Source organism: Paenibacillus sp. FSL W7-1279 (assembly GCF_037969845.1).
GTDB lineage: Bacteria > Bacillota > Bacilli > Paenibacillales > Paenibacillaceae > Paenibacillus_AQ.
This window is the reverse complement of record NZ_CP150215.1, coordinates 5,922,354-5,947,122: the sequence shown is the minus strand read 5'-3', so window position 1 is coordinate 5,947,122 and position 24,769 is coordinate 5,922,354. Positions and strand designations below refer to the sequence as shown.

General features: G+C 50.9%; 22 protein-coding genes. 15 read left to right on the top strand and 7 right to left on the bottom strand.

Annotated features, from left to right (window positions below):
• Nucleotides 1-335: 335 nt before the first annotated feature.
• Together MKY82_RS26845 and MKY82_RS26840 are read left to right on the top strand one after the other, a co-directional pair.
• Entirely contained in the window at nt 336-992 is a 657-nt protein-coding gene (locus MKY82_RS26845) for a response regulator (RefSeq protein WP_339294754.1), read from the top strand.
• Between the two features lie 109 nt (nt 993-1,101).
• Nucleotides 1,102-2,316 (top strand): PLP-dependent aminotransferase family protein, encoded by a 1,215-nt coding sequence (locus tag MKY82_RS26840; protein WP_339294753.1) that lies wholly within the window; start codon nt 1,102-1,104, stop codon nt 2,314-2,316.
• Nucleotides 2,317-2,453: 137 nt separating this feature from the next.
• Here the strand turns inward: MKY82_RS26840 and MKY82_RS26835 are convergent, their stop codons facing one another.
• On the bottom strand, nt 2,454-3,227 hold the full coding sequence (locus MKY82_RS26835; protein ID WP_194544290.1) for a DUF2161 family putative PD-(D/E)XK-type phosphodiesterase: 774 nt from the start codon (nt 3,225-3,227) through the stop codon (nt 2,454-2,456).
• Between the two features lie 265 nt (nt 3,228-3,492).
• Between MKY82_RS26835 and MKY82_RS26830 the strand changes: the two genes are divergently transcribed.
• Together MKY82_RS26830 and MKY82_RS26825 are read left to right on the top strand one after the other, a co-directional pair.
• The gene (locus MKY82_RS26830; RefSeq protein WP_194544289.1) at nt 3,493-5,388 is read left to right on the top strand and encodes a PrkA family serine protein kinase; all 1,896 of its coding nucleotides are present in this window, start codon (nt 3,493-3,495) and stop codon (nt 5,386-5,388) included.
• 213 nt (nt 5,389-5,601) lie between these two features.
• On the top strand, nt 5,602-6,663 hold the full coding sequence (locus MKY82_RS26825) for a globin-coupled sensor protein (RefSeq protein ID WP_339294752.1): 1,062 nt from the start codon (nt 5,602-5,604) through the stop codon (nt 6,661-6,663).
• Nucleotides 6,664-6,790: 127 nt separating this feature from the next.
• Here MKY82_RS26825 and MKY82_RS26820 read toward each other — a convergent pair whose 3' ends face one another.
• Entirely contained in the window at nt 6,791-8,182 is a 1,392-nt protein-coding gene (locus tag MKY82_RS26820) for a SpoVR family protein (RefSeq protein ID WP_194544287.1), read from the bottom strand.
• A 272-nt stretch (nt 8,183-8,454) separates the two neighbouring features.
• Between MKY82_RS26820 and MKY82_RS26815 the strand changes: the two genes are divergently transcribed.
• On the top strand, nt 8,455-10,251 hold the full coding sequence (locus tag MKY82_RS26815; RefSeq protein WP_194544286.1) for a S9 family peptidase: 1,797 nt from the start codon (nt 8,455-8,457) through the stop codon (nt 10,249-10,251).
• Between the two features lie 64 nt (nt 10,252-10,315).
• Here the strand turns inward: MKY82_RS26815 and MKY82_RS26810 are convergent, their stop codons facing one another.
• Nucleotides 10,316-11,290 carry a cation diffusion facilitator family transporter gene (locus MKY82_RS26810; protein ID WP_194544285.1) on the bottom strand — a complete coding sequence of 325 codons (975 nt, stop codon included), beginning with the start codon at nt 11,288-11,290 and terminating at the stop codon, nt 10,316-10,318.
• A 328-nt stretch (nt 11,291-11,618) separates the two neighbouring features.
• Here MKY82_RS26810 and MKY82_RS26805 point away from each other — a divergent pair, with 328 nt between their 5' ends.
• From MKY82_RS26805 to glpX, 4 genes are all read left to right on the top strand, one after another.
• On the top strand, nt 11,619-11,792 hold the full coding sequence (locus MKY82_RS26805) for a GapA-binding peptide SR1P (protein WP_074961774.1): 174 nt from the start codon (nt 11,619-11,621) through the stop codon (nt 11,790-11,792).
• Nucleotides 11,793-11,987: 195 nt separating this feature from the next.
• Entirely contained in the window at nt 11,988-12,650 is a 663-nt protein-coding gene (locus tag MKY82_RS26800) for a helix-turn-helix transcriptional regulator (protein ID WP_194544283.1), read from the top strand.
• A gap of 13 nt (nt 12,651-12,663) precedes the next feature.
• The gene (locus MKY82_RS26795; RefSeq protein ID WP_071217883.1) at nt 12,664-13,470 is read left to right on the top strand and encodes a pyruvate, water dikinase regulatory protein; all 807 of its coding nucleotides are present in this window, start codon (nt 12,664-12,666) and stop codon (nt 13,468-13,470) included.
• Between the two features lie 41 nt (nt 13,471-13,511).
• Entirely contained in the window at nt 13,512-14,489 is a 978-nt protein-coding gene (gene glpX, locus MKY82_RS26790; protein ID WP_071217884.1) for a class II fructose-bisphosphatase, read from the top strand.
• A gap of 98 nt (nt 14,490-14,587) precedes the next feature.
• On the opposite strand, the gene MKY82_RS26785 is transcribed toward glpX, so the two are convergent.
• Both MKY82_RS26785 and MKY82_RS26780 read right to left on the bottom strand, forming a co-directional pair.
• Nucleotides 14,588-15,091, bottom strand: a complete 504-nt coding sequence (locus MKY82_RS26785; RefSeq protein ID WP_009595848.1) for a hypothetical protein — start codon at nt 15,089-15,091, stop codon at nt 14,588-14,590.
• Between the two features lie 242 nt (nt 15,092-15,333).
• The gene (locus tag MKY82_RS26780) at nt 15,334-16,191 is read right to left on the bottom strand and encodes a DegV family protein (protein WP_216530574.1); all 858 of its coding nucleotides are present in this window, start codon (nt 16,189-16,191) and stop codon (nt 15,334-15,336) included.
• A 172-nt stretch (nt 16,192-16,363) separates the two neighbouring features.
• Here MKY82_RS26780 and MKY82_RS26775 point away from each other — a divergent pair, with 172 nt between their 5' ends.
• Nucleotides 16,364-17,254, top strand: coding sequence for a hypothetical protein (locus MKY82_RS26775; protein ID WP_194544279.1), 891 nt, complete (start codon nt 16,364-16,366; stop codon nt 17,252-17,254).
• Between the two features lie 84 nt (nt 17,255-17,338).
• Here the strand turns inward: MKY82_RS26775 and MKY82_RS26770 are convergent, their stop codons facing one another.
• Nucleotides 17,339-18,253: a J domain-containing protein gene (locus MKY82_RS26770; protein WP_339294751.1), complete on the bottom strand. Its 915-nt coding sequence runs from the start codon at nt 18,251-18,253 to the stop codon at nt 17,339-17,341.
• 270 nt (nt 18,254-18,523) lie between these two features.
• On the opposite strand from MKY82_RS26770, the gene MKY82_RS26765 reads away from it, so the two are divergent.
• From MKY82_RS26765 to MKY82_RS26745, 5 genes are all read left to right on the top strand, one after another.
• On the top strand, nt 18,524-19,273 hold the full coding sequence (locus tag MKY82_RS26765; protein ID WP_071217888.1) for a DeoR/GlpR family DNA-binding transcription regulator: 750 nt from the start codon (nt 18,524-18,526) through the stop codon (nt 19,271-19,273).
• Nucleotides 19,273-20,184, top strand: coding sequence for a 1-phosphofructokinase (gene pfkB / locus MKY82_RS26760; protein WP_220684080.1), 912 nt, complete (start codon nt 19,273-19,275; stop codon nt 20,182-20,184). The genes MKY82_RS26765 and pfkB overlap by 1 nt, the downstream gene beginning before the upstream one ends.
• An 86-nt stretch (nt 20,185-20,270) precedes the next feature.
• Nucleotides 20,271-22,238 (top strand): fructose-specific PTS transporter subunit EIIC, encoded by a 1,968-nt coding sequence (locus MKY82_RS26755; RefSeq protein ID WP_339294750.1) that lies wholly within the window; start codon nt 20,271-20,273, stop codon nt 22,236-22,238.
• Between the two features lie 146 nt (nt 22,239-22,384).
• A complete protein-coding gene (locus tag MKY82_RS26750; RefSeq protein ID WP_194544275.1) occupies nt 22,385-23,236 on the top strand; it encodes an MBL fold metallo-hydrolase in 852 nt (283 codons plus the stop codon).
• Nucleotides 23,237-23,358: 122 nt separating this feature from the next.
• Nucleotides 23,359-23,964, top strand: a complete 606-nt coding sequence (locus MKY82_RS26745) for a YitT family protein (protein ID WP_194544274.1) — start codon at nt 23,359-23,361, stop codon at nt 23,962-23,964.
• Between the two features lie 96 nt (nt 23,965-24,060).
• On the opposite strand, the gene MKY82_RS26740 is transcribed toward MKY82_RS26745, so the two are convergent.
• Nucleotides 24,061-24,729 carry a bifunctional 2-keto-4-hydroxyglutarate aldolase/2-keto-3-deoxy-6-phosphogluconate aldolase gene (locus MKY82_RS26740; protein WP_194544273.1) on the bottom strand — a complete coding sequence of 223 codons (669 nt, stop codon included), beginning with the start codon at nt 24,727-24,729 and terminating at the stop codon, nt 24,061-24,063.
• Between the last annotated feature and the right edge of the window lie 40 nt (nt 24,730-24,769).

The following is a 24,769-nucleotide window of genomic DNA, read 5'->3' as shown; positions in this document are numbered from 1 at the left end:
TTCTAACATGTCAGAATTACTTTCGCAAAGACGAACCAATAGCACTTGTTTTTATGAAAAATAGATTGCCTAGAAAGATAGAGTGGGATACAATCTGTATAGATTTGATTATCAAATAGGATACATATAAGACATTCGCCATGCATACCGTCAAAGGCCCTGCGCCTATAGGATTAATTAACCTAATTTCTATACGTATAACGGCTCTAAATTGCGTCTATCCATATCTGCAAACAACGAAGATTCGCAATACCGGATATGTAAGAAATTGACGGCGCTTACTTAATAGAGATACTAGAGATTCAAGTTTGTTGATACAGGAGGTCTATTAGAAAATGAATCAGGTTTGGCGGGTAGTTATCGTCGGCAGTCAACCTACAAGCATGCTGGGAACAAAATTGATTTTGGAAGAGCAGCAGGATCTGCTCGTTGAGGGAATGACATCCTCGGATTCAGAAGGGCTTCGCATGGTCGGGGATTTGCTTCCTGACTTGGTACTATTGGATTATCATTTATCGGAACATACCTCGGAAGCCATATTGGAGCAGATGAAGCAGCTGTCCCCGAAGACCCATGTCGTCATTATGACCGACAATGATGGCCTTCCTTTGCTGCAATCCTTGATCAGCCGCGGGGCAAGCGGCCTATTGTCCAAGCAGGCATCCACATTTCAGCTCATACATATGATTACCGGACTCCGGGAAGGCGTTGCCTCGCTGCCGCTCGACTGGGTAAGGCAAGGCATCTGGCCGTTAACGGCCTCTGCAATGAACGAAGGCGGACTCCAGCTCTCCGAGACGGAGGCTTTTATAATGGAACGGATTGTCCAGGGCATTACATACGACAAAATCGCCATGGAAATTCAGGTGAGCCGCCGCTCGATTGACAATTACCTTCGTAAAATCTACGTGAAACTCGGGGTATCCACCCGTGCACAGGCGATCGAGAAGTATGCGCTGTATACCCGTCAAGGCAGGCAAATATATGCCTAAGGCAGGATTAAGGTATAATATATTCATATCAGGAATACCTTTTAGAGGTTGTTAAGAGGCTCCTGAATACAAAACCGAGGTTTTGATAACGGTTAGAGGAGGGACTTCCATGCAGTATTCCTTTGCTTCCCGTGCACAGACCCTTTTGTCATCCCCGCTGCGCGATATCAGGGAACTTGCGAAGCGGGATTCTTTTATTTCCTTGGCAGAAGAGCTGCCGGCCGAAGAGTTATTTCCTTTGCATTCACTGGCAGAAGCGGCGACCTCGGTGCTCTCCGAGGACCCGCTCGCCTTGCAGTACGGTGAGGCCGAAGGCTATGGACCGCTGCGCGAGTGGCTGAGCGAGGACTTTTCCCGCCGTAAAGGCCTGAGCGTCCAGCCGCAGCATATTCTGCTGACCACGGGGACGCAGCAGGCCATCGATTTGCTTGTCAGGGTGTACGTGGACCCGGGCGATCCGGTGCTGGTGGAGAACCCCACCTCACCGGGACTGCTCCAGGTGCTGCGTCTCCAAGGTGCCGCCATCGTGCCTGTGGAGGGAGATCAAGACGGGATGCTGCCGGAGCACCTGGAGGCCATGATCCGGCAGCACAAGCCGAAGCTGCTTATGGCTGCGCCCAATTTTACCAATCCGACAGGCGTGATGTGGAGCTTGGAGCGGCGTCAGCAGGTGCTGGAGCTGTGTATCTCGCATGGACTTCTTATCGTGGAGGATGATTCTTACGGCGATCTTTATTTTGCGGACGCCAAGAATCCGAAACCCCGAATTCCTTCCATCTTCTCACTAGAGGAGCCGCAGGGAGGACATGTTCTGTATGTGGGCTCGTTCAGTAAAACGGTAGCGCCGGCGCTGCGTACGGGATGGGCTGCCGGGAACCGGCGCTTGATTGAGATGATGACGGCCGTGAAGCAGATGGCCGACTGGCAATCCAGCATGCTGAACCAGCGGATGCTGCACCATCTGCTGGAATCGAAGCATTTCAAGCTGGAGGACCATATCGGCATGCTTAATCGGGAATACGCAACGAGGCTCAAGCTGATGGTGGAGCTGCTGAAACGCAGCGCGTGGAAGGATTCGAAGTATGCGGTGCCTCCCGGGGGAATGTTTCTCTGGGTACAGCTGCCTCCGGGATTGAATGGGGATGCGCTCCTAAGAGCCGCTCTATTAAAAGGAGCCGCTTTCCTGCCAGGCTCGATGTGCTCGGCGGCAGATCGTACCCGTGAGTGTATCCGGCTGAATTTTACGCACCCGGGGCGGGATGAGCTGCTGCTCGGCATGAATCTCATCAGCGAAGCCGTGATGGAATTTACAGCCCGGAATTAGACATGGAAGGTTTCTTTATGCGAATCGTGTATAACATAGCAAAGCTGCTGATTGAGCCTGATTTCAGGTTCGGAATAGAATCAGCGGCTTTTTTTCATGGGCGAATATGTACTTGTTCGGAGTTCTACATGCAGAATCTATGATTTCAATACGGAAGCATAGTCTGCCAGAGCTTGTACGCCGGCCGGTGTCAACACGTAGCGACCGCGACTTACCCGACGGAACCAGCCGTAGTAATTGCGCTGCAGAATGTCAGCCGCCGATCCCACGCCGCTTCGATCCCGCACGGCCGCGGGAGAAATACCGGACAGCACCGCGGGTGTAACTTCTTGAAGCTCATGCCCCTCCTGCAGTTCGCGCGAGCTTCGCTGCTCCACTTCCGCCGCATTCATGGCAGCAGCAACGCGCAGCGTCTTCTCGCGATAAGCGGTAACCAGCTTGGCTCTCGTCACCCCGCCCGTGTTGTAATCGCCGCTGCGCTCCCGAAATTCATACAATAGGCGTTCCTTGCGCCTGATGGCGGTTCGTCCCTTCTGCACGGCGATCTCCGGCTCACAGAGCACCTCGACGAAGGGCGCTTTGGTTTTGTAGAAGGTGACCGTAATGAGTCCTAGTCCCAAACGTCCGCAGAGCCCCGTCAGCTCCGCCCAGCGCTGATTGACGGCTCCTTTCTTCGCCCGGCTCTTCTCGACGGCAAGGTAAACGTAGGGGGTCAGCTTTAACCGCTCGATGCCCTGGAGCAGAAGGGCCAGATTGAAGGTTTTTTTCAGCTCCACGATCAGCGGTTCATCGGCGCCCTCTTTCATGCCGACAAGGTCACAATTGTGTACTTCACCCTTCACTTCATAACCGTTTAGTTCAAAAAAGGCCTTCAGGGGAGCGTACAGCTCGGCTTCATGCTTTATCGCCATGATGACTCTCCTTTATTCGAAAGATGCTTTAATGTCAAGTTAATGTAATTTCAGTATAGCATGGGGACGGCTCGCATGGCGTACCCGAGTGTAGAATGGACCGGTGGTTAGATAAAATTGCATGCGCATGACTTCGAAAATAAGGTCAACTATTCCAAGCAAGTCGCATAGGTATGTAATACACTTTTTCGAAAATGGAATGTTTTCTAATGACGCTGTGGAATGGAAGCCAATCCCCATAAACAGACTCATAGGAGGTAGCGAAATGGATATTTTCGAACGCATAGCATCGTATCGGGCAGAAGGCGACCGTTTGGCGTGGAGCGGCACATTCAGGGAATACATTGAAATACTTAAGAAGGATCCCTCTCCAGCCATGACGGCACATGCCCGTGTATATGACATGATCGAATCCTACGGTTTCGAAGAGAGCGGGGGCCAGAAAAAATATAAGTTTTTTGAACAGGAAATCTTCGGTCTCGACCGGGCTGTCGAGAAACTCGTTGAAGAATATTTCCATTCCGCGGCCCGCAGGCTGGATGTGCGCAAACGCATACTGCTGCTTATGGGGCCTGTCAGCGGCGGGAAATCCACGCTGGTCACGCTGCTGAAGCGCGGCCTGGAGAAGCATTCCCGTACCGACCGCGGAGCGGTATACGCGATCGCCGGCTGCCCGATGCAGGAAGAGCCGCTGCATTTGATTCCGATGGAGCTAAGACCGGAGATCGAGAAGGAGCTCGGCGTCCGGATCGAGGGGAATTTGTGCCCGGCCTGCCAGCTTCGGCTTAAAACCGAGTACGGCGGCGATATCGAAAAGGTTGAAGTTGAACGGATATTAATCTCCGAGGAGAACCGGGTCGGCATCGGCACGTTCAGTCCGTCGGATCCCAAGTCGCAGGACATTGCCGATTTGACCGGCAGCATCGATTTCTCCACCATCACGGAATACGGCTCCGAATCGGATCCGCGCGCCTATCGCTTTGACGGTGAGTTAAACAAAGCGAACCGCGGCTTGATGGAATTCCAGGAGATGCTGAAATGCGACGAAAAATTTCTATGGAACTTGCTCTCCCTGACCCAGGAAGGGAACTTTAAAGCGGGCCGGTTCGCGCTGATAAGCGCGGATGAGCTGATCGTGGCTCACACCAACGAATCCGAGTACAAAGCATTTATCGCCAATAAGAAAAACGAGGCGCTGCAATCCCGGATGATTGTTATGCCGATTCCGTATAACCTGCGAGTCAGCGACGAGGAGAAAATCTACTCGAAGCTGATCGGCCAAAGCGATATGAAGCATATCCATATCGCGCCGCACGCGCTTCGATCTGCCGCGATATTCTCCGTCTTGACGCGTCTGAAGGAAACGAAGAAGCAGGGCATGGATCTGATCAAGAAGATGCGCATGTACGACGGTGTGGAAGTCGAAGGGTATAAAGAAGCGGACCTGAAGGAGATGCAGAATGAATATCTGGAAGAAGGCATGTCCGGGATTGATCCGCGGTATGTCATTAACCGGATATCCAGTGCTTTGATTAAGCAGGATCTTCAATGCATTAACGCGCTGGATATGCTGCGGGCGATCAAGGATGGGCTGGATCAGCATGCCTCGATTGCCAAGGAGGAGCGGGAGCGCTATCTGAATTTTATTGCCGCTGCACGCAAGGAGTATGATGATCTGGCGAAGAAGGAAGTCCAGAAGGCCTTTGTGTATTCCTTCGAGGAGTCTGCCAAGACGCTGTTCGAGAATTATTTGGATAACATCGAAGCATTCTGCAACTGGACGAAAATCCGCGATCCGTTAACCGATGAGGAGATGGATCCGGACGAAAGACTGATGCGTTCGATCGAGGAGCAGATCGGCGTCTCGGAAAACGCAAAGAAGGCTTTCCGGGAGGAGATCATGATTCGCATCTCGGCTTATTCCCGAAAGGGCAAAAAGTTCGAATATCACAATCATGAGCGCCTGCGCGAGGCGATTGAGAAGAAGCTGTTCACCGACCTGAAGGATATCGTCAAGATTACAACCTCGACGAAAACGCCGGATGCCGTGCAGTTAAAACGGATCAACGAGGTGAGCTCCAGACTGATCGAGGAGCATGGGTACTGCCCGGTATGCGCGAACGAGCTGCTGCGTTATGTGGGCAGTCTGTTGAATCGGTAATATCGAATAGAATAACGGAATGCCATGAGAAACCACTTGTGAAGTTAGGGTGGTTTCTCATGTTTTGGGATGAAATGGCCCGGTTGGGTGGTGCAAATATACACACAATTAGGACTTTAGGATTATGTTTATATGGTAAATATAGTCTATAATGGACCCTAAGTACTTGAACCTGTGATATGGATCACGCTATTTAGGAGTGGAGTTATCGAAATGATTGATGTTTCCCCGAAAAGACGCCAACAGTTGGAGTATATCGGATTGGATGAACAAGGGCTGGAGCTGCTGGCCAATCATCGCGACGTGTTTGCGAAGGTGGTTGAAGAGGTTGTTAACCGGTTTTACGCACAGATCGGGACGCAGCCGCAGCTGATGCAGATTATCGAGCGCACCTCGACCGTGGAACGGCTTAAGGAGACCCAGCGGGTATACTGGATGTCCCTTGCGGCAGGAAGAGTGGATGACGCTTATATTGCCGAACGGATTAAGATCGGACAAGTTCACTCCAGAATCGGACTGAAAACGGACTATTACCTTGGAAGCTACATGGTTTATCTGGATATCGCTACCGACTTACTGAAGCAAATCGTACCGGATCAGTGGATCCAAGTGGTGCATGCCCTGAGCAAGATGTTTAATCTGGATTCCCAGCTCGTTCTGGAAGCTTACGAAATGAAAGAGAAAGAGAAAATCAACAATTTGGTATCGGATCAACAAAGAATGTTGGAAGCGATTACAAATGCGGTTCAAGAATTGACGGCCATGATCGTGGAGCTGGATCAAAGCGCGGCGTTAATGGCAGACAATGCGATCAAAACAGCGGAAGCACAGGATAAAGCGCATACGCTGACTTCCGAGCTGGGCGAAGAAATTCTGCATATTGAGCAGATGGGAAGTTTGATCAGGGAAATCTCGGATAAGAGCCACTTGCTCGGTCTGAATGCGGCGATTGAGGCTGCTCATGCCGGGGAATTAGGCAGAGGCTTCGAGGTGGTTGCCGGGGAAGTTCGAAAGCTGGCCACCCATTCCAAGAAGGCGATGGACGAGATTCAGGACAAGGTCAGCGGCATTATTCGCAAGCTGGGGCTTGTGGAGCAGGAATCAGAGAAAACATCCTTGAACGCACGAAATCAGGCGGCAAGCTCGCAGGAATTGGCTGCTTTTGTGAAAATGATGGAAAAGCTGGCCGATGATTTGGAATCACTTCAGCATGAATATGATGTTCAGAAGCATGATGTCCAAGAGGGAGCCATATCCCAGAAGGTAAGTGTATAACAGGGATCCAAGAAGCAAACGGATGAAGGATATCCCTAAACAACAGCAGCACCCCGCACATGGAGGAATCCCCCAGCGCGGGTGCTGCTGCTCTATGGCGCCATATTGTCTATCAAGGGCTGCGCTGTTAAATAAATCGCCGATGAAGCTTCTTGCCGTCGTAGGAGAACAGGATCGGTTTGCCCTCGATCATGCTGTGCAGATGCACGGGTTTGCCCCAGAGGCGGTAAACATAAGGGATGGTACGCTCCATATATTTCAGGTCAAGCTCTATGCCCTCATACAGATGCTTGATCATCAGCTCACCGGAGCGAAGATGATCGCCGTCGGTTACCACGAGAAACGGCGAGCCGCCGTTTACGCGGGAGACGACCAGCTGGTCGCGGATATTTTCCCACGCCTTGTCGGTGATTTTCCATTCCGGCCCTTTTTTCTCGAAGACATAGAGGTCCAGGTCCTCCACGAGTTCCTTCGTTAAATAATTGCGCAGGAAGGAAATATCGGAGTCGTATTCGCGCACATCAAACATCTTCTCCCGATCCCAGCGGCGTTCGATATCCTCGAAGATTTTCAGACCCAGGTAGTAGGGGTTCAGGCTGTGGCGCGACGGCTGCACGACCGAGGCGTTGAGCTTGGCGAATTCCACCGTTTCCTCGCTGGTCAGGTCCATCTCCCGCAGAATGCGCTGATGCCAGTACGAAGCCCAGCCCTCGTTCATGATTTTGGTTTCCATCTGCGGCCAGAAGTACAGCATTTCCTCCCGCAGCATACTCATAATGTCCCGCTGCCAATCCTCCAGAATGTCGGAGTGCTCCTGAATGAACCACATGATGTCTTTCTCCGGCTCGGGCGGGAAGCGTTTGGGTGCTGCCGGTGATTTATCGGCTTTGTCTTCGCCGTTTTCGTCCATATCCCATAAATCGTCATACCGGCCGGGAGGTTTCTGTCGCTTGGCTTCCTCCTTCTGCTCCTGCATCCGCCGTGCGGTGTATCGCTGCTTATCGAGTTTATCCGGCCTTACGATATGCGGGTCCACATGCTCTTGAATCGCCAGCACAGCGTCGATAAACTGCTCCACAGCCTCCGTGCCGTGCTCAATCTCGTAACGGGAGATACGCTCGGCAGTAGCCGACATGCTCTCAACCATATTACGGTTAGAGACGGAGAAGCGGGCGTTGTTTTTAAAGAAATCGCAGTGTGCAAGGACATGGGCCACAATGAGTTTATTTTGAATCAGGGAGTTGCCGTCCAGAAGAAACGCATAACATGGATTGGAGTTGATCACGAGCTCGTAGATTTTGCTAAGGCCGAAGTCGTACTGCATCTTCATTTTATTGAAGGTTTTTCCGAAGCTCCAGTGGCTGAACCGGGTAGGCATGCCGTATGCGCCGAAGGTATATATGATGTCTGCCGGGCAGATTTCATATCGCATAGGGTAAAAATCAAGGCCAAAGCCTGTAGCGATCTCGGTAATCTCCGCAATGGAACGTTCCAGTTCCGCGATCTCGTCTTGGTGCACGAGAATCCCCCCTTCGTTATTAAAAACATGGTTCTTATCATTTATATGGAATCTTGCTGCAGATATGCGGGCTGACGAGGGGATGCCGGGAATATGTACGGGCTTCTGCGAAAAAAGAGTCCCGTCTCGTTCCACAGACGTAGCGAGCTGCCAGACCATGTAACGATGCCCCTCGGAAAGCTTTGCGTTATAATGGGATTAATCCAGCGGTTTGGCAGACTTCACCATTTATTAACCGATGGATAATAAGATGAGGTCAGGGAGGCAAATGAATGATCGAATTTCCTAAACCCGATGTGGAGCAATTTTTTCAAACTTATGGCATTCGTACCTTTGGAATCAGTGCAGACGAGTCACGGCTTGTATTCAGCAGCAGTCTAAACGGAAAGTTCAATTTATGGGCCATGGAGTTAGAAGGGGAGACGTCCTACCCTTATCCGCTTACATACAATGACCAGATCGCAAGCTTTATCAAGCTGGACCCGGAAGGGCGACATATCTTAACGGCGTTTGACCGTGACGGGAATGAAAATTATCAGTTTCATGCGCTGCGCTGGAACGGCGGCGAGCCGATGCCTTTGTTCGAAGGGGCCGATGCGGATGACAAACATTATTTCGTGCATTTGTCGGAGGATGGCAAGCGATTGTATTACGTCACATCGAAGGGGAATCCGTCCTTCCTGAATTCGCGCGTATATCATCTGGACACCAAGGAGGATCATTTGCTGCATGAAGGCGAGGTGACGTCGACCGAAATGTGTGCCGTGAGCCCCGACGAGAAAACCATCGCATATACGAAAATGTATGCCAACACCTACTATGTCAGTTACGTGAAGCGTGAAGGCGGCCAGCCGCTCTGCTTGACACCTTCCCCTGATCAGGTTCACATCTCGGGCGATGTGCTGTTCGCCAGCAATGACCAGGTCATTTTCGCAACGGATTACGAATCGGAATTTTCATATGTAGCCACTTACGACATTCCTCAGCAGAAGTTTGAACCGCTGTGCCGTTTCGACCGGGAGAGCATCCAGCTCTTGCGCTACCATAAGGATTCACGGACTCTCTATATCGTCACGGAAAAAGGGGTGGAGGATCGACTGTATGCCTATTCGCTCGACAGCGGGGCGTTAACCGCCATTCCTCTTCCATCGGATATCGTGGAGCAGCTCAACGTGACAAAGTCCGGCAATCTGTACCTGCTCGCCCGCGGCGCCGTGAAGCCGCTTAACATTTACCGTTACGCAGGCGGCTCATGGAGTATGATTACGAAGAACGTTTTGACAGGATTAACCGACGAGGACATGGTGACGCCGGAGGTTGTGACGTATCCTTCTTTTGACGGTATGGAGATCGAAGCGCTCCTGTTCCGAGCCAAAGACCATGTGGCGAACGGTTATACGGTTTTTTGGCCGCATGGCGGCCCGCAAGCCTCGGAACGCAAGCAGTTCCGTTCCATGTTCCAGTATATTCTGGCCAAAGGGTATCACATCTTCTGTCCGAACTTCCGGGGAAGCACGGGTTACGGCAGTTCCTTCGTGAAATTGGTGGAGCAGGATTGGGGCGAGGGACCGCGAAAGGATTGTTTGGCAGGCATGGATTGGCTGTTTGAGCAAGGCATTTCGAGCCGTGAGAAGCTCTTTGTGATGGGCGGAAGCTACGGCGGTTATATGACTCTGCTGCTGGCAGGACGTAATCCGGAGTATTTCAAAGCGGCGATTGATATCGTCGGGGTCAGCAACCTGTTTACCTTCTACAATTCGGTACCCGAGCACTGGAAGCCGATTATGGAGCGCTGGATAGGCGATCCGGAACGGGATAAAGAACGCTTTATCAAGGATTCGCCGATTACGTACCTGGATGATATGGTGAACCCGATGCTGATCATCCAAGGGGCTAACGATCCGCGTGTCGTCAAAGAGGAATCTGACCAAATCGTCGAGGCCTTGAGGGCGAAAGGCCGTGATGTGGAGTATCTCGTGTTCGATGACGAGGGGCATGGCATTACGAAGAAGGCCAACGAAAAAATCGCTTATGCGCGGATGGTCGAATTCCTGAAGCGCAATCAGTAAGAGACCGTATGAAAAAAGAGGCGTACCCAAGGTCCATTCGGACTCTGAGGTGCGCCTCTTCCCTTTAGCTATCTATAGTCTCGCTCGGATTCCAGAGCTTGATTCCATCGTCCTCCAGGATGCCTAAGGTCACATCCGAAATGTTCGGATCCTGGGTGAGCAGGGCGTTGATTCTCATTTTGGAATGGCCGGCCTCGGCCAGGGTCATTCCTTTCTTCAGTTCAATGTAGGCCTCCACATGATAGTTGCGGCCTTCCTGCAGGATGCGAAGACGATTGATGTCGCGGACATCCGGATCGCCGAGAATGATCTCGGAGATCTTCTCTTCCACTTCATTCGGTGCGGCGACGCCGATTAAGCCGACCATATTGTCATATCCGACCTTAAAGGCTACGCCCACCATCAGACAGCCGATCAGGATCGTGGCGATTCCGTCCAGGATGAGGAAATTGAAGAAATGCGCGAACACAATGGCAATCAACGCGAAGAGGGCGCCAAGCGTAGCCACGATGTCTTCATAGAACACAAGCCGTGTAGGCGGGGCAGCGCGGCCGGCATTTTTGAAAGCGGCGGGCAGCAGGGCAAATCCGGATGCTTGAACACGGGTTTCCTTCATAATCTCTTTCATAGCTTTCATCAGGATAGAGCCATCAATGATAACGGCAATGGCCAGCACAATGAAATTAAGCCAGAAATTCGTGGCTTCTTCCGGATGCTTTAACAGCTTGAAACCTTTCAGTATCGTTTCGTAGGCCATGATGGTGACCACGATCACCGCGACCATGCAGACCAGATTAATGACCCTGCCGAATCCGGTGGGGAACTTCTTGGTCGGCTTTCGCTCGGCCAGCACGCTGCCTACGAATACAAACCCCTGGTTTACGGCATCGGCCACCGAGTGCATGGCGGATGCAAACATCGTACCGCTCCCGCTAACGGACGCCGCTATCCCCTTGATTATGGCCAATCCCGTGTTGCCCAGTGCTGCAATGGCGGATGAGGTGTTTCCTTTTTTAATAAGCTGCCATGTGTTCTTCAATCCGAACCCTCCGTCTATTTTGTCGATTTCGATTTAAATCCGAAGTATATATTATCATATCATGCCAAATTAAGGGTATCCCCTATCCTCACGTGAAACATGATGTCATACATATTACTTAACATGTTTTTTGTTACATTAATCATTATTTACTCATATCTTCATTTCTTACCCAATACATTAAGAATATAGTGGAAAATAAAGGGATGTATGTAGTGAACACGGTTGGTAAGTGGTCTTTAGGAGGATGTGGCGAATCGAGTTACCGCTTGATGACAAAGCGTAAACTGCCTTGCAGCAAAGTGAAAAAACATAAGGAGGAAATGTTATGAAAGCGTTAACAAGTCCAGAGGCAGCGAAAGGCAAGGCGAATGAGGAATGGGGCCTGATTATATGCTCCAGATGTGATGAAATGGTGGACACGATTCCAACCGACGGAGTGAAGATCATTTATGGATATTGCGGAAAAGGGGAATGCAAAGGCACAGACCCTCAAAATTAATGGATGATCGTTAGCGGAATGTAAACAAAGCATGCTTTTTTGGGAGAAATCTTCCAGAAAGCATGCTTTTTTATGGATTTATAACCTTTTTTGATGGGTATTAAAAAAATGATTGATACCTAATTATGCATTTTTTAGACGAAAATATGTTGCATATATATTATATATGACGTATTATATCGGCAAGTAGAGGAAATGCACGCAGGAGGGATCACTATCGAACTGACGACAAGGCAGCAGGATATCGTCGATATCGTAAAAAAACATGCACCCATTACAGGAGATCAGATTGCGGAGATGCTGAATGTCAGCCGAGCCACCCTTCGTACCGATTTATCCAAACTGGTGGTTCTGGATTATATTGATGCCAAGCCAAAGGTCGGGTACTTTCTGGGAAAGCGGGGAACGCGCGACCGGGAGGAGAAGTTCCGCCTTCTCAAAATGAAGGTAGGCGATCTGCACGGTGTTCCGGTTATTGTGCGTGAGACCACGACGATTCATGAAGCCGTTGTATCCTTGTTTCTGGAGAACGTGGGGAATCTGATCGTTACCGATGCCGATGGTCATCTGGCCGGGATTGTGTCCCGCAAGGATCTGCTTAAGGTAACGCTTGGCAACCCGACGGCATCCTCCATGCCGGTAAGCCTGATCATGACCCGCCGGGCTAACGTGACAACCGTGCAGCCGGAAGATACGGTGCTGGATGCCGCCCGGAAAATCATCAACCATCAAATCGATAGCCTGCCGGTTGTCGTTCCGTCCGCTACGGGGAATCCGGGGGAACACTGGAAGGTTGTCGGTCGGATCACAAAAACGAATATTATCAAAATGCTGCTCGACATGGTAGCCGAGGAATAATGGGAGGAATCGGATGAATCAGGCATTAACTCATTTCATAGCAATCTGTTCGGACTCCATCGGGGAGACGGCTGAAGCAGTTGTGCAAGCTACCCTGCGCCAATTCGAGCTTCCGAATACAGAGATTAAACGTTATATGAACGTTCGCGACGAGGATGAATTGACCGAATTGATGGAAGAGGTGGCGCGGCGCGGAGGCTTTGTAGCCTACACGCTTGTGCAGCCGGAGCTTCGCGAGGTCATACGGGAGGAAGCCGTGCGTCTCAACATTCGTACGGTGGATATTATGGGGCCGATGATGCAGGCCTTTGCCGATACGTTCAACGACTATCCCAAACGGCTGCCGGGGCTGCTGCATCGCCTGGACGACAGCTATTTCCGGAGGGTCGACGCGATGGAATTCGCTGTCCAATATGACGATGGCAAGGACGTTAGCGCTATTTTGAAGGCGGACATCATATTGCTGGGCGTATCTCGAATCTCCAAGACGCCGCTATCGATGTTTCTCGCTCATAAAGGCTACAAAACGGTCAATTTCCCGATCGTGCCGGAGATGTCGCCGCCGTCGCAGCTCAGAGAAGTCACGAACGGGACGATCATCGGGCTTACGATCGAGCCGGAGCATCTTCTCAAAATCCGCAGCGAGCGCTTAAAGGTCATGGGACTGCCGCATCAGGTGCAGTATGCAGCCCTTGAGCGGATACAAGAGGAACTGGATTATGCCCTGTCGCTGTATGCGGAGCTTGGATGCCCCGTCATTGATGTTACCGATAAGGCGATTGAGGAATCCGCAGGACTGATTATGAATTATCTGAAATAAGGTGCATCGGTAAGGAAAAAAGCTGAAGGAGGGATTCATTCATGGAGAGTTCATTAGCATTGGAGCTTGTAAGAGTGACGGAGGAAGCGGCGCTGCAATCCGCCCGGTGGACAGGAAGAGGGGACAAGAACAGTGCTGATGAAGCCGCGACGGTTGCCATGCGCAAGCATTTTGATTCCGCAGCGATGGATGGTGTCGTTGTTATAGGGGAAGGCGAGATGGATGAAGCGCCCATGCTGTATATTGGAGAGCGCGTAGGGAACCGCAAAGGTCCGAAGATGGACGTGGCGGTAGATCCGCTCGAAGGAACGGAAACGGTGGCCAGCGGGCTGAACAACGCGTTATCCGTAATCGCCGCAGCTCCCCGAGGCACCCTTCTGCATGCGCCCGATATCTATATGCATAAGCTCGCGGTTGGACCCGAGCTTGCGGGCAAGCTGAGTTTGAATGATCCGATTGAGGTCACCCTTCGAAAAGCATCGGAGATCTTATCCAAGCCGCTGTCGGAGATGACGGTATCCATTCTCGATCGCGACCGACACAGCGCGATGATCAAGGCTTTGCGAGAGTCCGGGGTAAGAATCAAGCTGCTGAGCCATGGGGATGTCATGGGAGCAATCGAGACCTGCACGGACAGCGAGGTCGATCTCTATGTGGGCTCAGGAGGAGCTCCGGAAGGCGTTCTCGCTGCCGCTGCTTTGAAATGCCTGGGCGGGGAAATCCAGGGACGGCTCATACCGGAGACACCGGAGGATTTCATCAGATGCCAGGACATGGGGTTGAAGCATCCCGAGCAGCTGCTGACGATGGAGGATATGGTAGGCGGCGAAGGCGTATTATTCGTGGCTACGGGCGTGACGGCTGGCGATTTCCTGCGCGGCGTGAAGTTTATGCCGGGTCAGCGGGCCGAAACGCATTCCGTCATGATGTATTCCGGCACTAGAACCGTCCGGTATATCCGGAGCGTTCATCATCTGTTTCAAAGCAGTGAGACTTTAGCTGCCGCTGCATCTTCTTAATGCATAAGCAGGGTATCCATAATATAAAGGCACTCCGATGGTTAGCTAACCTTCGGAGTGCCTTTATGCGTTGTTAACGGATTGGCGCTGCCGGATGCTTAACCGTGTCTCTTCCGTCCGAGCATCAGCCAAGCTCCGCCAAGCACAAGCAGCACAGCGATGACAGGCTGCACGACGGACAGATAATTCAGTACCGGTCCGATTGAGAATACCACGAAGAACAGCAGCGACAATACGGTCAGAATGTTAATCGGGATGAGCAGCCACTTGTTACGCGATCCGAACCAGTAGAACTCGAACAGCCCTGCCGCAACGGCCAGGATAAAGCCGGGCCACATGGAACCCCACGAGTCAAACAAGGAAGCGATTTGGCTGACAATACCGGCTGTGAGCAGAATGCCGCCCGGTATCAACAGTCCGATACCCTGTCGTCCAACCAACGAGAAGTACATCCAGTGAAAAAACAGACCTAACGGGATCACGAACAGCGTAGGCCAGAATGTGGCGAAGATGGAACCGGCGCCAACTGTTCCGCCTTGGTTTAAGAGCAAGTATGCGCCGAGCAGGATGAGCAGCGGTGCCAAGATTGTACGTTTCGTCATACAAACTTCGTTCCTTTCCTTTTGTAGATTGATTAATCCAAGAATACCATGCAATGAATGGGGATGTCCTCGGTCCTGCGGGGAATGTTTCACCTAGACTTTAGTCTAGGATGGCATGTTTAGCCAATAGGCAGGCCGTTTAATAAGGTGCTAAGCGGCTGTTAGGCAAGCCTGAATAAAGAAAAAACAGTCCTTCAGCAAAAGGGTTTCATAGCAGGACTGTCTTTTCCCATTGAAGGATATTATGAAGGCTTCTTGGTATACATGAGTCCAACGGTTTGAGGACCGCAGTGGCTGCATATGACGCAGCCCGCCGTAGAAATGCTAACCTGCCGTGCGCCTGTTTTCTCCTGCAGTTGCTTTTGCAGGAAGCGGGCTTCCTCCTCGGCCATGGTATGTACAACAACGATCAGATCATTGTCCATCTTATCCACTTGAGCCAGCGCATTCTGGATCATCTGATCCAGTGCTTTCTCTTTTTTGCCGCGTACCTTGTAAGCGGGGATCATACCGCCGTCCACGACTTTGATAACCGGACGGATTTTCAGCAGGCTGCCGATGATGTTTTGCATGCCCGAACAGCGTCCGCCTTTATACAAGTAATCCAGCGTATCGACAACGAATTCGCACTCCACTTCATTTACGGTGCGGCTTAATAACTCCACAATTTGCGGTATGGATGAACCTTCATTGGCTGCATGAACAGCCTTCATAACAAGCAGGCCGATACCGGAGGAAAGATTGCGTGAATCAAACACGGTAACCCGGCCCTCGGGCAGCTCACCTGCGGCGATCAACGCATTTTGGTAGGTGGAAGAAAGCTCTGATGAAATGCTTAGGAACAGGATATCCTCGCCTTGCTCAATGGATGGCGTGAAGGCCGAAATAAAGTCGGACGGAGAAGGTGCCGCTGTTTTGGGCAGGCTGCCGATCTGGTCAACTTTGGCGTATAGCTGTTCCGGCGTGATGTCGACTCCGTCGCGCAAGGATTGTTCTCCGAATACGACGTAGAGCGGAACGATGCCGATATTATATTCTTCTATCCATGAAGGTGGTAAGTCGCAAGTACTGTCAGCAAAAATTCTAATTTTACCAGACATGAACATCTCCCTTTATCAACTAATTGAATCTTGTACTACTAGAATACCTTGTTTGATGAGAAAAGGGAATGCTCTTGTCGTTTTGGGTCGAGAGCTGAGCATACTCCAAAAAAGGCTGTAATTGTGCAACATATTCCATAAGTTTCCCGTTAATTCTAATGGAGGTGGTTTTATGGCTAAGCGTAAGCATTTGAGCAAAATGATCGCATTAACGACCGCTGCAATGCTGCTGATGGCAATAACGGCATGTGGAGGCGAAAACCCAACTTCTCAGCCGCCGGCTAATCCGAATCCCATAGTGGATGATGTCAAGGAACCGGCTGAACCCGTCGAAGAGCCGAAGATCGAGATCAAGCAGGGTACCGGTACCTATGTAGGTCAAATCGATAACAATTCCATTGAAATTGAAACAGCAGACGGTCCTACCGCGTTCCGGCTGGACGAAGGTATGGACCAAGTCATATCCAAACTACAGGGAGATGAATCCGTCTCGTATGAGTATTGGGAGCAGCCCATTGAGGGTGAAGAAGAATTGAAACAGCTGATTCTCACCAAGCTGACGGTGGAAGAGGAAGGCGGGGGCAAGGGTTCGGAGACCGCGCAGCTGCCTGCAACCAAAGAGTTTGAGCTTGAGCTGGAGGGCATGAAAGAGACCAAAACAGCTAAACTGGCAGAGGGCGACGGCTACGCGCTGTATATTTTTGATATCTTTTCCTTTGATGCAAAGACCAATAAGCTGACCATGAATGTGGATCAAGATTATTATGTTGAGATTACGAAGCTGCCTTCGGATTATAACGAGGATGAACTCAGGCTGGAAGCGAAGAAGGAGCTTGCCGATGCCGGTAAGGTTCGTGAAGCTGGCGACAATGAGAAGCATAAGGTCATGGAGGGTGCATCCGTGTATATGATAGGCGAAGGTGAGAGCCTGACCAAGATGTACATTGTGGATGAGATTGACGGACAGGGTTATATCTTCCGCGTCAATAACCCTCACCGCGAACCTTCCGAAGGATTTGCTACGCATGCTTTTACATCCTTGAGCTCGATTATGAATCAATAATACTCGCAAAAACAGCCTCTGCTGTTTGGCCATAAGGCTGAGCAGCGAGGCTGTTTTGTTATTCATATCGGATGGATGCATTCATTATTGCTTGGAGGTCTCCAAATATTGCTTAATAAAGCGCAGTGCATTTGCGTCACGTTCCGTGCCTTCACGAATGCCCGCAAGCATTTCTTTCTTAAGGACAGGCAGTTGTTCGCCGAGCGGGCTGCCCATAATATCCACGGCATACACATGCTCCGAACCGTCTTCCTCATTTTTCCCCTTTACCAGCATCTCCGGCGTGAGCAGTTCCTTCAGCTCGCCTTCAACCTCGGCTTCGAGGGGGCGCACCATCCCTTGATTGCCAACCCAATCAAAGGCGGTCTGATCCATAATGTACAGGTCCGGGCGCTCGGTGGACAGTACAAGCAGTGCCTTTTGCAGCATGGCTGCATCCTGCGGATTGTTGGAATCCAGAGGCGGTACATAGTTAATGTTAACGGTTACGCGTTTCCAATCGGGGAATTGCGCCAGAATCGCATCCTCGATTGGTTTGAGGTCCTGTCCACCATCCTGATTCATATAAGATCCGAGGAACATGACTTCCAGATCAACCGGGGGCAGATTGGCCAACCGTTCTTTTTCGGCCTGATGGTTGAAAATACTGATCACGATATAAATGAGGACGCCGACTAGAGCAATACCGCCGAGCACATGAAATTTATAATAACGGAAGAAATGATCGGTTTTCTCCGCTGTCCCGGCAAACCTTTTATATTTGCCGTACCGTTTCTGATTCATCTCTTCCAAAGCTTTACGGTTCTCTTCTTCAAGGATGAATTTATAGGCTTTGGTGATGTCGGCAAACTCGGCTTCGATCTCCTCCGCCCGGTCCGGCTCCCGCCTTTGATGTGAGCGGGTTTGGCGCATGAGCAGCGTATACCGGTCGTCTAGCTGTTCCTTGGTTGCATCCTCCGGCAGACCCATTCGCTCATAGGCTTCTTTCAATTGGTCCATTCATGTCACCTCTTCTATACTGTGAGAGTTTCCTATTTACCAGTATATAGTGTAGAGGCGGCAGGTTACAAACGTTTATGTGATGTTTCGACACTAGTTGTCTTGATAATGGGTAAACTGTCAGGAATAAGGAAGAAACGCGAAAATGGATATCATGGGATATGGTAAATGATTCATTGTCTCCCTGAATGATTGTGAATGATTTTGAAAGTTTTAGATTGTTTTTTGGTATGTTTATGTTACTATATGCTTTGAGGGGGAATTCACATTATGCTGACGGAAGAAAGATACCGAATCATATTAGAGCGCTTGCAAGAACGTGGCGTCGTGAAGCTGCAGGAATTGGTTGAACTCCTTGAAGCTTCGGAATCAACGGTACGGCGTGATTTGATCGACCTTGAAGAACGTCAATTATTAAAGCGCATTCATGGCGGAGCCGCGTTGCCGAGCCCAAAGATACAGGAACCTGGAATTGAGGAAAAAACGTTCAAAAACATTCAACAGAAAAATACCGTTGCCCGGTTAGCGGCAGCACAGGTGGAGGATGGAGAAAGCATCTACCTCGATGCGGGAACGACCACGCTGGCGATGATACCGTTCATCGACGCGAAGGACGTTACGGTGGTAACGAACGGTTTATCCCATATCGAAGCGCTGGTAAGCAAACGAATCAAAAGTTATCTACTGGGCGGCATGATGAAAATTCATACCAAAGCCGTCATCGGAAGCATAGCGCTTCAAAATATGGACAACTTCCGCTTTGACCGCTGCTTTCTCGGCACGAACGGTGTGGATGTAGAGATGGGCTACACCACGCCCGATCCGGAAGAAGCCTTGATCAAGCGGCGAGCCCACCAGCTGTCCGCCTCCAGTTATGTCCTTGCGGATTCAAGCAAAATAGGAGAGGTTTCCTTTGCCAAATTACTGGATCTGAACGAAGCGACGCTGATTACGGAGTCCTTATCGGAATCCTGGAAGAAGGCTATTTCACAGAAAACCAAAATAATTGAGGGATCATGATGATATATACGGTAACACTGAATCCTTCCATCGATTTCATCGTGGAAGTTGAACATATCGAGCTCGGCGGTTTGAACAGAATGACACGGGACTTGAAATTTCCGGGCGGCAAAGGAATTAATGTATCGCGGGTGTTGAACCAGCTTGGAGCTGATAATACGGCCATTGGTTTCCTGGGCGGATTCACCGGTCGTTATATAGACGAGATGCTGGGCAAGGAAGGAATCCGCACCGATTTCGTGAATATCGCGGACGATACCCGCATCAACGTCAAACTTAAGCATGGCGACGAGACCGAGATTAACGGCCTGGGTCCTATCATCCGCGAGGAAGAAACGAAAGAACTGCTTCATAAGTTGTCACAGCTTCAAGCAGGGGACATCGTTGTGCTGTCCGGCAGCGTTCCGCCTTCGCTGGGACCTGATTTTTATGGCCTTCTTATCGAAACGTGCCGGAAGTGCGGTGCCGAATTCGTGATGGACACCACTGGAGAGGCGCTGATGAAGGCATTGGCCTGGAAGCCGCTCCTCGTAAAGCCGAATCATCACGAACTGGCCGAATTATTCGGCGTTGTTATCGATTCAAGCGAGAAGCTTGTAGAGTACGGCCGAAAGCTGCTAGAGGAAGGAGCGCAGCATGTTCTTATCTCCATGGCCGGCGAAGGGGCACTGTTCATCACGGCCGATCGGGTATATCACGCGAGCGTACCGTCAGGTACAGTCCGTAATTCCGTCGGGGCCGGTGATTCGATGATTGCCGGATTCGTCGGTACGCTAGCGATGGGCAAGGATCCGATCGAGGCATTCCGGACAGGGGTCGCCTCGGGTAGCGCGACGGCGTTCTCGGACGATTTGGCTGTGCGGGAAACGATTGATCGACTTCTTCCGCAGGTTAGGATCACGGAGTGGTAAGCCGCTTTACATCGATTACGCGGTTATGATGCGGCCGGCTATGGCGTGGCAGTCATCACGAGGATATCAAGGGAGTGTGAACCAGCATGAAAATTACGGATTTAATGATACAAGAAACGATGATCATGGACCTGAAGGCGGTCACGAAGGAGGCAGCCATTGATGAACTGATCGCAAGCCTGGCTGCAAGCGGGCGGATCAACGATCCGGTCTTGTTCAAAGAGATGATTCTGAAGCGTGAAGCCGAATCCAGTACGGGAATCGGAGGCGGCATCGCGATGCCGCACGCGAAGACGAAAGCGGTTAATGAACCGACCGTCGTGTTTGCCAAGAGCAGTCAGAGCGTGGATTTCGAAGCGCTGGACGGAGAGGCGGCGTATGTGTTTTTTATGATCGCAGCTCCGGAAGGAGCCGGAAATACCCATCTCCGTACGCTTGCCGCACTATCGCGGCTGTTGATCGATACCGAATTTATCGCACAATTGATGAATACGAAGACGCCCGGGGAAGTAACGGCGTTATTTGATTCGAAACAGGCAGTGGAAGAAGCTGCCAAGGCGGAGAAGGAAGCGGCCAAGAGAAGGGAAGCGGCAAAAAAGGAATCGGAGAAGGCTCCGGAATCCGATGTCACTTCCGAATCTGACCCCAAGAAGGTTGCTGACGGAACCTCGGATGCTTTTGTTGTTGCCGTAACGGCGTGTCCGACCGGTATTGCCCATACGTTTATGGCTGAAGATGCCCTGAAGAAGAAAGCTCAGGAAATGGGCGTCGAGATCCGGGTGGAGACCAATGGCTCGGAGGGTGCGCAGAACGTGTTGACGGAAGAGGAAATCCGCAGGGCGGCAGGCGTCATCATTGCCGCCGACAAAAACGTGGAAATGGCCCGCTTTAACGGAAAGCCTGTGCTCCAGCGACCGGTCAGCGACGGTATCCGCAAATCGGAGGAGCTGATTCGCAAAGCGATGAGCGGTGATGCCCCCATCTACCGGAGCGAAGGCGGAGGTGAGTCGCAGGCGAAGGACGCGGAGAAGGGCAGCATAGGCACGAAAGTGTATAAGGACCTGATGAATGGTATTTCGCATATGCTGCCATTCGTCGTGGGAGGCGGTATTCTTCTGGCTATCTCCTTCCTGATCGAGCAGCTTGCAGGAGACAATCATCCCCTCTTCCAGCTGCTGCAGACGATTGGCGGGGGAGACGGCGCCTTCCACTTCCTCATTCCGGTTCTGGCGGGATTCATTGCGCTCAGCATAGGTGATCGTCCGGCGTTGATGCCCGGTATGGTCGGAGGGCTAATGGCCCTGAATTCTAATTCGGGATTTCTTGGCGGGCTAGCGGCAGGTTTCTTGGCGGGTTATGTGGTGATTCTGCTGCGCAAAGTCTTTGCTGGTCTGCCCAAAGCGCTTGATGGCTTAAAGCCGATTCTGTTGTACCCGGTTGTCGGCCTCCTTGTAACCGGAACGATCATGTTCTACCTGTTTGATCCGTTCTTCAGCTGGATCAATCTCGGCCTGATTGATATTCTGAACAATTTGGGTACTGGAAACGCGGTGATTCTTGGTCTTATTCTGGGCGGAATGATGTCGATTGACATGGGTGGACCCTTCAATAAAGCGGCATATGCATTTGCGATCGGCGTCTTTACATCCAGCGGCAATACGAACGGAGCCATGATGGCTGCGGTTATGGCCGGCGGTATGGTTCCTCCGCTTGCTATTGCGCTGGCGACGACGTTTTTCAAGCATAAGTTTACGGAGCAGGAACGAAAGTCCGGTGTGACCAACTATGTGATGGGACTTTCCTTCATTACGGAAGGCGCGATCCCGTTCGCCGCTGCCGATCCGCTGCGCGTGCTGACATCTTGCATCCTCGGCTCGGCGGTTGCCGGCGGGTTGACGCAGCTGTGGAGCATCAACGTCCCTGCTCCTCACGGGGGAATTTTTGTTGCCGCTCTGGCCAACCATGCGCTTCTGTTCTTGCTGGCCGTCCTGATTGGCGCGGTGCTATCAGGCCTGCTGCTTGGTCTGTGGAAGAAGCCGCTTGAGCGTAAATAGATTCATACAGATGAGACAATACGAGTTTGGAGTAGGCGTTTCTGCTTACTTCGGACTCGTTTTTTTCATAGTCGGTTGGTCATTTCTGCAGTTGACCGCATGTTATAATCTAGTCATGATCGAAAATGGAAGGAGAGAGAATAGAGATGATGGAACAGAACAGCAAGGGTCGAGGTCCCGAGGAGCTTATCGAAGAAATCAACCGGACGTCCACAGCTGAAGGAATGGCGGCGGTATGGTTTCTGGGACAGGAGAGCGTTGTCCTTAAGGGCGGGGAGGTTGTCATCTATATCGATCCTTATATGTCCGATGATCTGGAACGCAAAGCGGGATTCAAGCGCGCATTTCCTGCACCGTTGACCCCGGAGCATATCACGAATGCGAACATGGTGCTGATCACCCATGAGCATGACGATCATATGGATCTGGGAACGATTGCGGTCATAGCCAAACAGAATCCAGAGACAATTTTTGTCGCACCGGCTTGCTGCCATGAAGCGATGAGAGAGGCCGGTGTCGCTCCGGAGCGTTTGTACGCGGCGATGTGCGATGAATGGCAGCAGTTTGAGGGCTTCCGACTGATGGCGATTCCGGCTGCCCATGAAACATTGGATGAGCATGAACAGTTCGGGCACCGATATGTCGGATATTTGGTGGATATCCAGGGCGTGTTGATCTACCATGCGGGAGATACCGTCGTTTATCCTGGTTTGGTTGAAAGGTTACAAGCGTATGCGATTGATATCGGGATGGTGCCGATCAACGGGGGAGATGCCTTCCGCCGGAAAGACGGAATCGTTGGAAATATGGGCTTTCGGGAGGCAGCAGAGCTTGCCGCAGCATCGGGATTCGATCTGACCATTCCCATGCACTATGATATTTTCCCTTGGAATGGAGAGAAGCCGGGGTATTTTGTAGATTATTGTTATGAGAACTATCCCTATATGAAGACCAAGGTGATGGCACGGACCGAGCGTTTGATTTATGTAAAAGATTAGTAGCAAAAGGTATCCGAATCGAGCTCGGTGGAATTTTTTTCAAATGCGGGACAGCAAGTCCGCAATTTTTCGAAATGGCAAGCATATAAATGAGACATGCCCTTATAAATGGAGATGGGGAAATGGTGTCATTTCGAAAACATGTCATTATCGTGATCGGCAGTTTTCTGATCGCGATGGGGACCAATTTTTTTCTTGTCCCGCATAAAGTTTTGGATGGTGGAGTTATCGGCATCGCCCTGATAGCTAACTATGTGTTTGATCTACATATCGGATTCGTCATCATTTTGTGCAGCATTCCCATGTTTATCGCAGCCTGGATATTAAATCGCGAAATTTTTTACAATAGTCTGTCAGGCATGCTGATATCTTCATTTATTATCGATTTGCTTTCACCGCTGCAACCGGATTTTTTGCGATTTTTTGCCCCGAATGTCATCCTGAGCGCGCTCCTGGGCGGGGCTTTGATCGGAGCCGGACTTGGATTTATGCTAAGACACAATGCAAGCACGGGCGGAACGGATCTGCTGGCGCATTTCCTGGCTAAATATTTGCCGTTAAATGTAGGCGTCATTATTTTGCTGATGGATGCCGTGATCATTGGTTTCGGAGGTTTCCTGTTGTCGGAAAGCACCTTCATGTATTCTGTTCTGACGATCGTAGCGGGCGGCTTTACGACAGGAATGTTCACCCAGAAGCGTTGGTTCAAAAAGAGACGGATTAAATAAACAGACAAGCCTATCAAGTCGACTCTTGATAGGCTTGTCTGTTTATGAAAAGAGCGATATTCGGAGGAATCCTATACGAAAACCGTACAGCATTTTTTATCTTTGCGATTGAGCTTCCTTAAAGGCGTTGATATATGCGCGTGCCTTTTCTGTAATCAGATTGAAGTCACCGCTCTTCAATGCGTCCTTGGTCAGATCCGATCCGATCCCGACCGCAAACGCGCCGGCCTTGATCCATTCATGCAGATTGTCCAGATTTACGCCGCCGGTTGGCATGATGTTGGCCTGCGGGAGCGGACCTTTCAGAGATGGAATGACGGATGGAGAGTACAGATTGCCCGGGAAGAGCTTGATGACGTCGACGCCAAGCTCAAGAGCGGCAACGATATCATGAACGGTTACGGCGCCCGGCATAACCGGGATGCGGTAACGATTGCTGAGCATAATGGTATCGCGGTCGAAGCCCGGCGAGACTACAAACTCGGCACCGGCAAGAATGGTGATTCGAGCTGTTTCAGCATCGAGAACCGTGCCTGCGCCAATGATGGCATAGTTATCCGCTTGCGGGTCTTTAGAGGAGTACATTTTGGCCAGCGTCGTAATGGCTTCGGTAGCGAACGGTACGGTCATGGTTACTTCGATAACCTTGATACCGCCTTCAATCGCACGTTTGGCAATCTCGACAACCTCTTCGGGGGAATCTCCGCGAAGGACAGCGACGACACCCGCATGATGAATTTGTTCGATCAGTCTTAGCTTTTTCATGTTACACACTCCTTCTCGTCTATGAATGGATTAGAAAGAT

Bases quoted from the DNA above. Each gene is read 5' to 3' on its own strand.
- MKY82_RS26845 (WP_339294754.1), top strand. From the start codon at position 336: ATGAATCAGGTTTGGCGGGTAGTTATCGTCGGCAGTCAACCTACAAGC.
- MKY82_RS26840 (WP_339294753.1), top strand. From the start codon at position 1,102: ATGCAGTATTCCTTTGCTTCCCGTGCACAGACCCTTTTGTCATCCCCG.
- MKY82_RS26835 (WP_194544290.1), bottom strand. From the start codon at position 3,227: ATGGCGATAAAGCATGAAGCCGAGCTGTACGCTCCCCTGAAGGCCTTT.
- MKY82_RS26830 (WP_194544289.1), top strand. From the start codon at position 3,493: ATGGATATTTTCGAACGCATAGCATCGTATCGGGCAGAAGGCGACCGT.
- MKY82_RS26825 (WP_339294752.1), top strand. From the start codon at position 5,602: ATGATTGATGTTTCCCCGAAAAGACGCCAACAGTTGGAGTATATCGGA.
- MKY82_RS26815 (WP_194544286.1), top strand. From the start codon at position 8,455: ATGATCGAATTTCCTAAACCCGATGTGGAGCAATTTTTTCAAACTTAT.
- MKY82_RS26805 (WP_074961774.1), top strand. From the start codon at position 11,619: ATGAAAGCGTTAACAAGTCCAGAGGCAGCGAAAGGCAAGGCGAATGAG.
- MKY82_RS26800 (WP_194544283.1), top strand. From the start codon at position 11,988: ATGCACGCAGGAGGGATCACTATCGAACTGACGACAAGGCAGCAGGAT.
- MKY82_RS26795 (WP_071217883.1), top strand. From the start codon at position 12,664: ATGAATCAGGCATTAACTCATTTCATAGCAATCTGTTCGGACTCCATC.
- glpX (WP_071217884.1), top strand. From the start codon at position 13,512: ATGGAGAGTTCATTAGCATTGGAGCTTGTAAGAGTGACGGAGGAAGCG.
- MKY82_RS26785 (WP_009595848.1), bottom strand. From the start codon at position 15,091: ATGACGAAACGTACAATCTTGGCACCGCTGCTCATCCTGCTCGGCGCA.
- MKY82_RS26780 (WP_216530574.1), bottom strand. From the start codon at position 16,191: ATGTCTGGTAAAATTAGAATTTTTGCTGACAGTACTTGCGACTTACCA.
- MKY82_RS26775 (WP_194544279.1), top strand. From the start codon at position 16,364: ATGGCTAAGCGTAAGCATTTGAGCAAAATGATCGCATTAACGACCGCT.
- MKY82_RS26770 (WP_339294751.1), bottom strand. From the start codon at position 18,253: ATGGACCAATTGAAAGAAGCCTATGAGCGAATGGGTCTGCCGGAGGAT.
- MKY82_RS26765 (WP_071217888.1), top strand. From the start codon at position 18,524: ATGCTGACGGAAGAAAGATACCGAATCATATTAGAGCGCTTGCAAGAA.
- pfkB (WP_220684080.1), top strand. From the start codon at position 19,273: ATGATATATACGGTAACACTGAATCCTTCCATCGATTTCATCGTGGAA.
- MKY82_RS26755 (WP_339294750.1), top strand. From the start codon at position 20,271: ATGAAAATTACGGATTTAATGATACAAGAAACGATGATCATGGACCTG.
- MKY82_RS26750 (WP_194544275.1), top strand. From the start codon at position 22,385: ATGATGGAACAGAACAGCAAGGGTCGAGGTCCCGAGGAGCTTATCGAA.
- MKY82_RS26745 (WP_194544274.1), top strand. From the start codon at position 23,359: ATGGTGTCATTTCGAAAACATGTCATTATCGTGATCGGCAGTTTTCTG.
- MKY82_RS26740 (WP_194544273.1), bottom strand. From the start codon at position 24,729: ATGAAAAAGCTAAGACTGATCGAACAAATTCATCATGCGGGTGTCGTC.